10 protein-coding genes are annotated in these 12624 nt (G+C 44.4%); 7 read left to right on the top strand and 3 right to left on the bottom strand.

Annotated features, from left to right (window positions below; genetic code table 11):
• Positions 1-216: 216 nt before the first annotated feature.
• Complete coding sequence (locus tag JWG88_RS20915) at positions 217-420, bottom strand: hypothetical protein (protein ID WP_205235757.1); 204 nt, start codon at positions 418-420, stop codon at positions 217-219.
• 448 nt (positions 421-868) lie between these two features.
• On the opposite strand from JWG88_RS20915, the gene JWG88_RS20910 reads away from it, so the two are divergent.
• From JWG88_RS20910 to JWG88_RS20895, 4 genes are all read left to right on the top strand, one after another.
• On the top strand, positions 869-1741 hold the full coding sequence (locus JWG88_RS20910) for a DMT family transporter (protein WP_205235756.1): 873 nt from the start codon (positions 869-871) through the stop codon (positions 1739-1741).
• Positions 1742-2222: 481 nt separating this feature from the next.
• Positions 2223-2891 carry a TetR/AcrR family transcriptional regulator gene (locus JWG88_RS22315; protein WP_371927125.1) on the top strand — a complete coding sequence of 223 codons (669 nt, stop codon included), beginning with the start codon at positions 2223-2225 and terminating at the stop codon, positions 2889-2891.
• A gap of 94 nt (positions 2892-2985) precedes the next feature.
• The gene (locus tag JWG88_RS20900) at positions 2986-3438 is read left to right on the top strand and encodes a PaaI family thioesterase (protein WP_205235754.1); all 453 of its coding nucleotides are present in this window, start codon (positions 2986-2988) and stop codon (positions 3436-3438) included.
• Positions 3439-3487: 49 nt separating this feature from the next.
• Positions 3488-3637 carry a hypothetical protein gene (locus JWG88_RS20895; RefSeq protein ID WP_205235753.1) on the top strand — a complete coding sequence of 50 codons (150 nt, stop codon included), beginning with the start codon at positions 3488-3490 and terminating at the stop codon, positions 3635-3637.
• 192 nt (positions 3638-3829) lie between these two features.
• Here JWG88_RS20895 and JWG88_RS20890 read toward each other — a convergent pair whose 3' ends face one another.
• On the bottom strand, positions 3830-4996 hold the full coding sequence (locus JWG88_RS20890; protein WP_205235752.1) for an alcohol dehydrogenase family protein: 1167 nt from the start codon (positions 4994-4996) through the stop codon (positions 3830-3832).
• A gap of 505 nt (positions 4997-5501) precedes the next feature.
• Here JWG88_RS20890 and JWG88_RS20885 point away from each other — a divergent pair.
• On the top strand, positions 5502-7508 hold the full coding sequence (locus JWG88_RS20885) for a methyl-accepting chemotaxis protein (protein ID WP_205235751.1): 2007 nt from the start codon (positions 5502-5504) through the stop codon (positions 7506-7508).
• 458 nt (positions 7509-7966) lie between these two features.
• On the opposite strand, the gene JWG88_RS20880 is transcribed toward JWG88_RS20885, so the two are convergent.
• The gene (locus JWG88_RS20880; protein WP_205235750.1) at positions 7967-9673 is read right to left on the bottom strand and encodes an ATP-binding protein; all 1707 of its coding nucleotides are present in this window, start codon (positions 9671-9673) and stop codon (positions 7967-7969) included.
• A gap of 735 nt (positions 9674-10408) precedes the next feature.
• Here JWG88_RS20880 and sugE point away from each other — a divergent pair.
• Entirely contained in the window at positions 10409-10726 is a 318-nt protein-coding gene (sugE, locus tag JWG88_RS20875) for a quaternary ammonium compound efflux SMR transporter SugE (protein WP_205235749.1), read from the top strand.
• Positions 10727-10957: 231 nt separating this feature from the next.
• Positions 10958-12097 (top strand): aminotransferase class V-fold PLP-dependent enzyme, encoded by a 1140-nt coding sequence (locus tag JWG88_RS20870; protein WP_205235748.1) that lies wholly within the window; start codon positions 10958-10960, stop codon positions 12095-12097.
• The last annotated feature ends 527 nt before the right edge of the window (positions 12098-12624 follow it).

Here is a 12624-nt window from a genome sequence, read left to right as displayed (position 1 = left end):
AGATGCGGGGAGTGAAAGAAATGACTGAGAGTGAGGAGCATATCTCAATCTATATCTGGAGGGTATAGAAAATTAGAAATGGAGCAATAGGAAGGTATAGCTTACCAAAGAGTATACGCAAGAAAAGTGTAGGATTGTCTGATTGCCGTCAGCCGAAAATGCTTTTGAGAAAAGAGCTTTCCAATGTTCAAAACCTAATAAAGGCACACGGTCACTTTACTCTTCTGTCCCTTTTTGGACAGCAGTGTGTTCCTCAATTACGCAGCTATCATGATCTTTGCCACACTCACTACAACTAACGGTTACTTTGTCCTTGGTGTCGCCATGTTTTTCCCGGAATTCATCAGGTGTCATATTATCTATAAGGCCACATCCGCATTCAGGACATTCCGATTTGATCTGGTATCTTACCTTTGCCATGTTTTATCTCCTTTGCGTTGTTTCTTCTATTGTTCCTGCTACTGGGCCATATTTACCAGGTTTTGAAATATATTCCGACGTCCTCAGGCGCAACAAACATTAACCAATCCTTATCATTAAAACAAGAATAACTGGATAACCTTATTTCTGAGAGGGTAGACCTGCCTATTTTAATGGAATTGTTCAGAAATAGAGTAAATGCATATTACTAAAGATAAGTAACTAAATACTGCCTGTATACTGTGTTATCATTTCTGTAATGGAACTTTGATATTGAGCTTAATGTTTTGGGGCTAGATTGTCATATCCCAAAAAATCTTGACACTGAACTTATCCGCTGGTCGAATAACCTGAGGTGCAGCTCCATTTATTGTGAATCATTTTTACAATATGATCGACGCGACCTGCTGATCCAGAACGATCAACTTTAATACGATAACTTCATTCAATGCAAATCCATTTTGTCAAAGCTGTTCCGCTGCTCTTTGTTTTACTATGGAGTACAGGTTTTATAGCAGCCAAATACGCCTTACCCTTTATCGAGCCGTTTTACCTGCTGTTTATCCGTATGATGCTAACGGCATTGGTGTTTACCGCCCTCTGTTTTTTATTCAAAGCAGGCCTGCCGAAAATCTCCCAGGCACTGCACCAGATGGTTAGCGGAGCACTGGTGCATGGAGCCTACCTTGGCGGGGTTTTTGCTGCCATTAAATGGGGCATGCCCGCAGGAATAGCTGCGCTCATTGTTGGTATTCAACCTGTCCTTACAGCGTTTCTCGGCAGATTTTTTTTCGGGACCAGGCTCAGCGCCACCCAGTGGCTTGGGCTTATTCTTGGTCTCTGCGGAATCACAGCTGTTCTTCTCAGTACCGGGCAGCAGGAGACGGTGAACCTCACCTGGTACGCAGTTGCAGCAGCGGTTACAGCCCTTCTTGGGATTTCCCTGGGAACAATTTACCAGAAAAAATTCGGCAAGAATATCAATCTTCTAGCCGGTTCAGTATTCCAATATGTCAGCGCTGCACTGCTGATGGGGCTGCTAGCCTTGTTATTTGAATCTAGGACTGTCGTCTGGGATCCCCAACTCCTGCTGGCACTGACATGGCTTATCTTTGGCCTCTCAGTATGCGCCATATTGCTGCTCATGTACATGATACGAGAGGGAGAAACCGCCAAGGTGGCAAGTTATTTTTACCTGGTTCCACCAGTTGCCGGCATCGAGGCTTGGATACTTTTCAATGAAGCCCTTACACTGCTCGGTATAATTGGAGTAATTGTTACGGTCACGGGAGTATATCTCGTCAACAGGCCACACCATTAAAGACAATCGCGTCATCTAAAATTGTTAACAACGTGCCCCCCTATGCTGATGATTATCAGAGAAGATAGAATTGACTAGCATATAATATTGATTCAGAAATGGAGCAATTTGCAATTATAGGTTTCCAAAGATAAGGTCTTATGTGAATTAGGGGGCAATGTCGGTTATCCGAATTGCCTGTTGTTTTGTAGATGCTCATGGGTAAGGTCTAACTTCAGACTAAGCTTTTATTGTTAGTTTTTTGGATAAAGCGTATTTTTCTAGATACAGGAAACAACGCAAATTCAAGTAATACTAAATTTGCGAGACCTTCCACCTGGCATTCTTTCAAAGTTTACAGCTTCCTTCTCCAAAGACGTCCAATCCTAAAAGCTTAGGCTGAGGTAACACTTCATTGTTAAATGATATTAAAAATTGGTGTTAAATTGTTTTTTTTTACCATTGCATTAAAAGGATCTCCCTAGATCTCAGGATAACCTGTATGTTCTTGAAACAGCGTTATTATAATTTGACAATTTATATACCGAACGGTATATTGAGAAACATGAAATACTCAGATTTCAGCAAATCGGAGAGAACCAGACTTTATATCATCGAGAAGTCGGCCACGATTTTCAACAAAAAGGGGTATGCGGCAACCAGTTTGTCCGATATCACCAGTGCAACAGGTATGACCAAAGGGAGTATCTATGGTAATTTCACAGACAAAAATGAGGTAGCCATCTCCGCATTCGAGTACAATGCCGAATTTATTCAAAAGTGTCTCAAGTCAGATATACAATCGGCAGTCACATCCCTTGAAAAACTCCTCGCTTATCCAAAGACTTTTAAACGCATATATCGTGCAGTTCTAAACAACGGCGGGTGTCCATTGCTCAATACTTCTGTCGACGCACATGATCTTAATAGGAAATTGCATCAGGCCGTACTCACAAGAATCAGGCGATGGGAGGCTTCAATGGCAGGTTTCATTGCGAAGGGTGTTGAGGAGGGAGAGCTTAAGGCCAATATAGACGCGACGAAAATTGCCCAGATATCCATTGTATTAGTTGAAGGCGGATATGCCATGGCCAAAGTAACGGGAGAGGAAAGCTTTATTGTCAATGCAATAGCGGAATTGGAGAGAATGTTCCTTTCGTTGAAAAAGTAATATTTTTTTCGCTAAAATATACCGATCGGTATGTTATGAACTGCAGATCTCAATAAGATTTGTAGTGAACTGTCCATCATCCAGGAGACTTAAAATGGTCCAACCCAACCCTGCATATGTTGAAGAATTAATAGAAACCGTTAAGACAAGCCCATTTCCTGCTCACATGTCAATGCGACTTGAGACGATCAATCAGGATTCAGCTATCATTGGTCTCAGTCTCGGCAACTGTCACTTACAGCCTTTTGGGATTGTCCATGGTGGCGTCCTTGCCACTCTCATTGACACTGCAACATTCTGGTCCGTTTTTATGAGACTCCCTGAAGATGCTGGTCTGGTCAACGTGGATCTAAAGCTGAATTATCTCAGGCCGGTAATAGACGGTGAATTAAAAGCAGAAGGGATTGCTATTAAATGCGGCAAGTCAATAAGCTATGCAGAAGCCAAAGTTTTTGATGGTTTAGGAAACCTGGTCGCCCATGGAACCTCAACCCTCATGACTTTGCCGGGGAAAAGTATCAAGATGTCGAATAGAAAATTTCTCTAAATATAAAACTTGTACAGATCGGACTTTCTACATTAAGGAGTAAGGATAAATGAACAGAAAAAAACCCGTAATCACAAATATTTTAGACTTTATTGGTCCACCAGCCGTTCAAGCTCTTTTAGAAGACGGTTATTGTCTTTTTGCTCACGAGCAGGCTTTTCAAAACCAGGAAGCACACTCGAGCAAACCAATTTTATGATGTACATTGGCAACTTTATAAACTTCTCAACCGTGTCAGCTTAAGATACTTCCTGTGAAGTTCAACTCTTTAATATCATGGAGATTGTTAAAGAATGGAGTAACTGCAAATTAAAAATATCTAAAGATAATGTAATGGATTATTTCTTATTATGCTTCTCTGGTGGTTGTGCCACTACCTTAAAATCCCAAATCAGCTGTTGAAAAGTTCCTGTTGTTCTATGGTAAGAGGGGGTGGAATAAGTACCAATTTACCAACATGGGCCTTTTTAGTGAACTCCTGCTGGGCCTCGGCTATTTTTTCGAGTGGAAAGGCCTTGGCCAGCAGAGGCTTGATTTCACCTTTTTCGATATAGGAAATTAGATTAGGGAATACTGGTTCATCCCATGCGGTGCATCCTATGAGCGTCAAGTCTTTGAGATAAAATAACCGCATGTCGAGTGAGACCAGAGGACCGGCGATTGCACCGGAAGAAGCATAACGGCCACCCCTTTTCAATACCCGCATCATCTCGTCGAATGCCGAGCCAGCCACGTTGTCGATTACCACATTTACCGATTTCTCGCCAAGTGCTTCAACAATATCATCGCCGCGTTCAATGATCCTGTCAGCACCTATTTCCCGCACAGCTTCCATCTTGTCTTTTCCTGCAATAGCGGTAACCGTTGCCCCCCGACGTTTTACCAGCTGCACTACAGCGGAGCCTATCCCGCCGGATGCTCCGGCTACCAGTACATGGTCAGTATCGGTTACTTTAGCACGATGGATCATGTTTTCGGCTGTGCCATAGGCACACGGAATTGTGCCGAGTTCAGCGTCCGTCCAATCGCAATTTACCAGAAAGACTTCTTCAGCTGCTATCTTGACGAACTGAGCAAATGCTCCATCAAAATCCGAAGCAATCCAGATATTTTCCAGATTATCCCAACCTTTGGTGCGACTGCAGGACCGAATCAATATCCTGGAGCCAATAATGCCTCCATCTACTCCGGCGCCGACGGCAACAATTTTTCCACAACAGTCGGTGCCCTGAATGAACGGAAACGGTGTCGCCTCGTTCCAGCCTCCGTCTGCTTTTTGTCTGCTGCTCTCATCATCATCGCTACCAAGATCTTCTGTTCCGGTCTTTACCGAGGAAGAATACCAGCCAAGGCGGGTGTTTATTTCCGTATTGTTGACGCCGGCGGCCAATACTTGAACGAGCACTTCGCCCTGTACTGGTTTGGGGATCGGAACATCCCGATACTCAAGCTTATCGTATCCACCGTTGCCTGTAGTTAAAACCGCTTTCATTGTAGGGGTGTTGTCGAAAATATTGAAGCGTTCTTTACTGTTATTCAATGTTCTTTCATCGATCATACAACCTCACTAGGTTTGCCTGTTATTTTTGAGTCGTACTCAACACCTTAATGATAAATAGAAAAATGATCTTTTACTGAATGTTCTATAAAAAAATAGCCAATTGTTGTCCTTTAATCCAGGCTTTTCATGTTTCTTTGGCTTTTTTCAAATTACCCAATATTGTTAACCAAACTCCAGACCTTACAATTGGCAAGTGGCAAGAAAAATCTGTCAGAGCGAGTTGATATTTCCTGATAGAAGAAACTCGGCTAAAACCTGAGAATTGATCGGAAATGGAGTAAATGCAGACCATAACTTACCAAAGAATATGTAACATCGAACTGTCTGATATTCAAACTTGATGCGAAATAGTTCTGATCACATGAGAAAACAAATCTGTTCCGATTATCCTCTGTATCTTCTAAAAAGAGCTTTAGATTTGACATTGTCCTGACGATATCCATGTAATGAAAATCATCAATGGTAATTAATTTCAAACTTGAACTTTAATTCGGAGAGTAGTATGGCCAAAATCAACATGAAATCCATTTCCTTCAGACTCGTAGCCGGCGGTTGTATACTGGTATTGCTTCCGCTTATTGTGGTTGGACTTATCTCCATAAGTAAATCAACCAATGCTCTACTCGAAGTAGGCCATGAAAATGCAGCCGGTCAGGCTCATGAAATCGCAGCCATCCTCGAGTCTTCTCTCGAACTCGAGGCGGAAATTGCGGCCGCTTTCGCCACCGGCTATCACGTTATTGAAACCCTGAAAAAGGTGAAAAATCAGGGCGCCGCCGCTTCTGCTGCCGAGCTTTCCATGCTCCGTCAGGAAATGAAGAAAAAATATAAAGTCCTTGATGATCGTTTCCTGGGTATTTTCGTCACCAATGAGGAGGGACTGCTGCTCACCGGGGAGTTGGCAAGCGGTAAGGAGTACAAGGGCTCCAATATTAATACCCGCGGCTACTTCCAAGAGGCGAAACGTACCAAACATGCCGTGATTGGTGATATTGTCCGCTCCAAATCGACGGGGAAACTGATCTATGTCGCCTGTGCCCCAGTTTTATCGGCAACAGATGAATTCCTGGGAGTTTTCGGCATGTCCATTAAAGCTGAGGCGTTGATTGACAAAGTTTCCGGAGTCAAGGTCGGTAAAACAGGCTACGGCTGGATGATCAATAAAGATGGGGTCATCATCGCTCACCCCAAAGATGAGTTCATTCTCGAGTTGGATGTGACAACACTTGAAGGAATGGAGGAGATCAGCAGTACCATGACTTCCGGCAAAGCCGGTGTGGAAGACTATGTTTTCAAAGGCACCGCCAAAATCTCAGGCTTTGCCCCGGTCCCGCTTAAAGGCTGGAGTGTCGGCATCACCCAGGATAAAGATGAATTCCTAGAAACTCCGCATACCATTCGTAACAGTCTGATCATAACTGTTATTTTATCGATGCTAATAGTCGGTGTTCTGGTCTTCTTTGTCTCCAAAAATATCACCAGACCGATCAATGCTGCTGTTGCCGGACTCAAGGATATAGCCGAGGGTGAAGGCGATCTCACCAAGCGTCTTGAAGTAAACTCCAAGGACGAAGTGGGCGAGATGGCTATGTGGCTCAACACCTTTCTCGATAAGCTACAGGGCATTATTAAACAGATCGCTGATAATTCAAATGGTGTGGCCAGCAACTCCAGTCAGCTTTCGGGTATTTCGGCAAATCTCCTAGCCAGTGCTGAAGACACTGCCCAGAGATCCAACAATGTGGCTACGGCTTCAGAGGAAATGAGCGCCAACCTCAATACGGTTGCTGCTGCCATGGAGGAGTCGGCAACCAACGCTTCCATGGTTGCCACCGCGGCCGAGCAGATGAGTTCGACCATCAATGAAATTGCAGAAAATGCCGAGAAGGCCAGGAATGTCTCATCACAGGCAGTAGGCCAGGCCAATAGCGCCTATGAGAAAATGAGTGAACTTGGTCAGGCAGCCAATAAGATCGGCAAAGTAACCGAGACCATCACTGAAATATCGGAGCAGACCAATCTGCTTGCCCTTAATGCCACGATAGAGGCTGCCAGGGCTGGTGAAGCAGGCAAAGGCTTTGCTGTCGTAGCCAATGAGATTAAGGAACTGGCTAAGCAAACCGCTGAGGCTACCTTGGATATCAAGAACTTGATCGAAGATGTGCAGAGCACCTCCAGTTCTACCGAGAGTGAGATAACCGAGATTTCCAAAATCATCGGTGGCGTCAACGATATTGTGGGAACCATTGCCACAGCCGTTGAAGAACAGACGGCAGCCACACAGGAGATTGCCAATAATATCTCTCAGGCAAGCCAGGGTATTCAGGAGGTGAACGAAAACGTCAATCAGAGTTCGACGGTAGCATCGGATATAACACAGGATATTACCGAGGTTTCCAACGCTGCCAAGTCAATTTCTGATAGCAGCAACGAGGTAAAACAGAGTGCCGAACACCTTCTTCATAGTTCCAACGAGTTGAATAAAATCGTCGGCAGCTTTAAGGTTTGATCTGAAAACAGAATGTGACGACAGCGTCCTGTCCGATGATGGGCAGGATCGTCATATTATCCTCTGATCCATAACAGAGACCCATCACTAAAAGCCGTTCCTGGTAATTCCCGGAACGGCTTCTGCTTTTCCTACACTGGATCGTTTTGAGTCGCTGCTTGGACGATGATGAAAAAAGTGGGGATGGAGTTATCAATTCACATCAAGATAGGTTTGTTCCATTGCATGACTTTTTACAGATCTAGCCGTGGCAAAATGCCTCGGACGATTTTGAAGAACTCTTTGCATCCCATACGGATGCAGTGTTGTACTTGGTAATGTAAAGATAATTTTAAACACGCATAATTGATATTCCTGAGAGGATAGGACCGGCTGAGCACAGAGAATTGTACAGAAATGGAGCAGCTATAAACAGGAGATAACCAAAGATAATGATTAAATGCTAAGATCCGACCTTATCATTTGCAGTCTTGGTCGTGCTTCAAGTTTTTCTGGAGACGCGTGAGTACTTCGTTGATCACATTCATGTTGACTGGCTTGGCAACATAATCGTTCATTCCAGCATCCATAAATTTTTCCCTATCGCCGATCATAGAGTAAGCTGTCATTGCAATGATAGGAGTCTTGGTCTTGCGCCCCAACTCTTTAGATGTTCGTATCTTTTTGGTTGCTTCTACGCCGTCCATGAGCGGCATTTGGATGTCCATTAGAATGAGGTCAAATTGTTCAGCCGAAAGGTACTGTATTACCTCAAGACCGTTTTGGGCACAGGTAACTCTATGACCGTATTTCTCCAGCATCTTCTTGGTGGCGAACGAGCTTATCTTTTCATCTTCTGCCAAGAGAATGTTTAGGGATTGGATTTGCTCTCCTGCCGAGCCTTCTTGGACCCGCTTCACACTTGAATAGGTTTTTTGGGTAATAGTGAACGGCAGAGAAAGGTACATGGTTGTTCCGTGCTTGTCGCCGTTGTCGATGGCCAACTCCCCTTGCATCAAGTGAACAAGTCTGCGGACGATGGAAAGTCCAAGGCCGACACCCTGGAATCGTCGAGCATAGCTTTCTTCTGCCTGAACGAACGATTCAAAAATGTCTTTAATCTGTTCGTCGGTAATGCCAACTCCTGTATCACTGACAACGATGTGCATATAGATGGGAGAGTCGTTCTTGGACGAAAATGAGATTTCGATGCCAATTTTTCCGTTTTCGGTGAATTTAATGGCATTGCCAACGAGGTTGAAAAGGATTTGCCTTAATCGGACTGCGTCCCCGATGAGTACTTCTGGTATGTTCCCTGACCACAAAAACTCCAATATATTTCCTCGGGCTTTGGTCGCCTGGTCGAAGAGTTCGATAATGTCCTGTTCTAGGTTTTTTACATGAAATTCAGCTTCCTCGATCTTGAGTTTTCCAGCCTCGATTTTGGTTATATCAAGTATGTCGGCAAGTAGTCGATTGAGACGCTGGAGAGATTTGTCCACAGCCCGCAGGTATTCAGCCTGCTCAATGCTCAATGGCGTGGTTTTCAGTACTTCCAGCATAGTAAGAGCACCGTTCAGCGGGGTTCGTATTTCATGGCTCATGTTGGCCAGAAATTCGGATTTCACTTTGCTAGCGGCCTCAGCCTGATCCTTCATGTCAATCAACTGGGCCTCTGTCTGTTTTCTTTCTGTTATGTCTCTGGCGATGCCAAGAACTCCAATGAGGCAGCCATTTCGGTCTAGCATAGGCGTTTTGATGGTTTCAAAGAGGCCATGATAACCATCGCTGGCAAAGGTAAGCCACTCTTCATTGATGCTTGGTTTACCCGACTCCATTGCCCTGAGGTCGTGGGCTTTAAAAAAGTCTGCCAGTTCTTTAGAAACAAAGTCGTAGTCGGTTTTTCCGGCGATTTCTGATTCTCTTGCACCGAAGAATTTTTCGAATGCAGAATTGCAATTGAGGTAGATACCATCCGGATCTTTCAGCCAGATCAAGTCGGGAATACCATGTAGCAGTGAGTGGAGATAATCAGCTGACCAGGACGTTTTTTGTCTATCGCCAGTTTGTTTCACATCATGGTGCAGTTTTAATGTATTTATCTCCTCCTGCAGTTCATCGATTTGCTTCCGCAAAGAAAGCAGCTCGGTATCCTGCGGACTGCTGTGTGTTTCATTTTTCTCCATGGAGACCTCTCAAGGTTATAAATAAATACTATTGACTTTTAGGATAAAAAGGAAGCCATAGTGGAGAAAAATACGACCCAGGCTAATACAGCTGACTTTTAAGGCAAATCAGTAAGTACCGGTGATGCCTTTCTGAAAGATTTGAAAAAAATCTGGGGGGAGGTAACATGATGAAGTGGAATTTAGGCCACGTTATGGTATCTCGACGGATGCTTAAGTCCTAGAAATTGAATCCTATGAGCCCAACTCATTTAAAAGTGTGCTCTCATTAATGTGCCATAAACCAGAAGAGTGAAACAAGAGGAATCGATCCGATGCTCTATAAACAACGAAGTAGATATTACTATATTTTCGACGCGAACATTCAAACTGGCAATAGTCACTTGCCTCATAACTTGTCAGGTTAATACTTCTTGAAAAGTTAGGTCCCGCCAGTCACAGGAAATTAGTCAGAAATGGAGCAACTGCTGACTGAAGGTTACCAAAGAGAGTTTCAAGAAGAAGAAAGCTGCTACACTGCTACAATTTTGTCTGCTTCGTGAGCAAGTCCGACCTCCCTTCCAAAAAAGTTGCTCCGTTTCTGACACGTGGTGATGAATGATTCTACTCTCATATCGGCTACCGTTTATAGTGTTAATTGTGTAGGATTTGATCGAAACAGCAAATTGAAAATGTTTGATTGAGTCATGCTCCTTAGAGCTTATGAGTCAATTAATAAAAAAGGTGATTTGAATTATGGCATGGATTTATTTGGTAGTCGCTGGTTTATTTGAGTGCGGATGGGCGGTAGGACTCAAATATACTGAAGGTTTTACAAAACTCATTCCATCGCTTCTGGTCGTTACCGCTATGGGTATTAGTCTCTGGCTATTGTCTGTTTCAATGAAGACAATTCCAGTTGGTACTGCATATGCTGTATGGACTGGCATTGGTGCAGTGGGAGTGGCAATAATGAGTATGTTTCTATTCGGTGAATCACGAGATGTCATGAGAATAGTTTGCTTGTTACTTATCGTATCTGGGATTTTCGGCCTCAGACTAGTTTCATCTTAACCTTAGAACTTATATTCAATTGATACAGTGAACTGTAAGAGACGGCACTTTTTATCCGGGAGAGAATTTCGAGCAATGTACATTCAGCTATATCCACCGGAAACCTTTTCTGCTTCTGGGCTCAATCGTTATACCACCAGAATGGTAATGTGAAAAAAACAGTGCATGTTAATCGACAGCTGGCTGTGGTGTCTCGTCCAATAGAATCGAATCTAATATAAGGCAAGTTTTATGATTAACGCACTCATAGATCGATCAGATTATCCAAGCCTCAGCGACCATGTCTATCTCAATCAGGCATCATTGGGTCTCATTGGTCAGCCAGCTGTACAGTCAATGCACAGCTTCCTTGACAATATTGCCCGTCATGGCAATCTCAGAATGACCGACGAAGAAGAGGTTGGGTTCTTAGAATCGTTGCGGCAGCGCGGGGCAAGGCTCCTGAATTGCGATACTGATCGACTTGCGATTTTATCAAGCGCCAGCGAATTACTCGGTCAACTTCCCTTTTTGATCCGCCCTGCATCCAGCAGTTCTATTGTTACCGTATCGACAGATTTCCCGGCCCTTACCCGCCCTTGGATTCGATATGCGGCGGAAAATGATTGCTCCCTTCGTTTTGTCGATGACATCGCAACAGAGAATCTCACAGATAGACTCGTCGACTGTATCGATAGTCGTACAACCGTTGTAGCGGTCAGCTCTGTTCAGTTCTCCACTGGATCCATGGTTGATATTCCCCGGTTGCGCGAAGCAGCTTCTCGTGTAAACGCCAGGTTAGTTGTCGACGTAACCCAAGCGGCAGGAATCCTGAAGATAGATTCGCAACATTGGAAGGTTGATGCGGTTGTCACCAGTGGCTATAAGTGGTTGGGCGGTCATGGTGGCGTTGCGCTTGCGGCAATATCTCCCAATTTGCTTGAGCAAGACCCACTACTTCCAGGTTGGATGGGCACCCCCAATCCTTTCGATTTTGAAGCCACAAAGCTGCATTTCGCCACCGGTGCACGGCGCTTTACACAGTCAACGATGTCCTACATTTCCATAGCTGGTCTCACAACGGCACTTGATCAATTGTTGTCTTTGAGCGAAACTCGACTTGAAGCGCATTCACGCACCCTCGCACGCAGGCTGATCAAGGGTTCATACAAACACCGATGGACGCCGTTTCGGGCGTTGGAAGACGCGTCTGCTTCACCCCATATAGTCACGCTTATGCACTCAGAATATTCAGTGGAAAAAGCAATAGATGCATTGCATCGCAACCGTATCGTTTGTGGAGTTCGTAACGGTCGCATCAGGATTTCGCTCGCGCCTTATAACAATAGTGCTGATATTGATGCATTGATTGATGTGTTAGCTACTATCTAAGGGTGGAGGTTACGGTCGGAAGCATATCCGGGCAGGCTGCCAACCTGCTTTCATACTATCTTGGTCGTCTTACCAATGGCTAGCGCAGATATTTCAAGAGTTGAGGATGGAAAGCCAGTATTGATGTTTTCTTAGTCCAGATACAATATGTACCTGGAAAAAAGCAACGATAAGTGCTTGCAATCCTAGCACAGCGACTGTTCGAAAAAATTGATATTATTCCTGCGAGGGCAGGGCCGGCCAAGCACTTATGATTGATCAGAAATGGAGCAACTGCTGACTTTACCTTTCCAAAGACAAGGTCTAAGGAACGTTAGGAGAGGATGTCAGTCATTCTCATTACCTAGCGATCTGTAAGGGTTAATGGGGCATCTCTCTAAAGTGCAACGGCTCCCCAGCATGAGGTGTATACTGTTGCTGTTCACAGGCGAGAAGCTATTCTCGCCTGTTGTACACAACTAGCCATATAGGGTATGAATATATCCGCAGGCTGAGCGGGGGGCAGAACTGCTGCCCCCCGGCGATTG

The organism is Desulfopila inferna (assembly GCF_016919005.1).
GTDB lineage: Bacteria > Desulfobacterota > Desulfobulbia > Desulfobulbales > Desulfocapsaceae > Desulfopila_A > Desulfopila_A inferna.
This window is presented reverse-complemented; position numbering and strand designations above follow the sequence as displayed.

Excerpts from the sequence above, each read along its gene's own strand:
- JWG88_RS20890 (WP_205235752.1), bottom strand. The coding sequence starts at position 4,996 with ATGATCGATGAAAGAACATTGAATAACAGTAAAGAACGCTTCAATATT.
- JWG88_RS20900 (WP_205235754.1), top strand. The coding sequence starts at position 2,986 with ATGGTCCAACCCAACCCTGCATATGTTGAAGAATTAATAGAAACCGTT.
- JWG88_RS20880 (WP_205235750.1), bottom strand. The coding sequence starts at position 9,673 with ATGGAGAAAAATGAAACACACAGCAGTCCGCAGGATACCGAGCTGCTT.
- JWG88_RS22315 (WP_371927125.1), top strand. The coding sequence starts at position 2,223 with ATGTTCTTGAAACAGCGTTATTATAATTTGACAATTTATATACCGAAC.
- JWG88_RS20885 (WP_205235751.1), top strand. The coding sequence starts at position 5,502 with ATGGCCAAAATCAACATGAAATCCATTTCCTTCAGACTCGTAGCCGGC.
- JWG88_RS20910 (WP_205235756.1), top strand. The coding sequence starts at position 869 with ATGCAAATCCATTTTGTCAAAGCTGTTCCGCTGCTCTTTGTTTTACTA.
- JWG88_RS20870 (WP_205235748.1), top strand. The coding sequence starts at position 10,958 with ATGATTAACGCACTCATAGATCGATCAGATTATCCAAGCCTCAGCGAC.
- JWG88_RS20895 (WP_205235753.1), top strand. The coding sequence starts at position 3,488 with ATGAACAGAAAAAAACCCGTAATCACAAATATTTTAGACTTTATTGGT.
- sugE (WP_205235749.1), top strand. The coding sequence starts at position 10,409 with ATGGCATGGATTTATTTGGTAGTCGCTGGTTTATTTGAGTGCGGATGG.
- JWG88_RS20915 (WP_205235757.1), bottom strand. The coding sequence starts at position 420 with ATGGCAAAGGTAAGATACCAGATCAAATCGGAATGTCCTGAATGCGGA.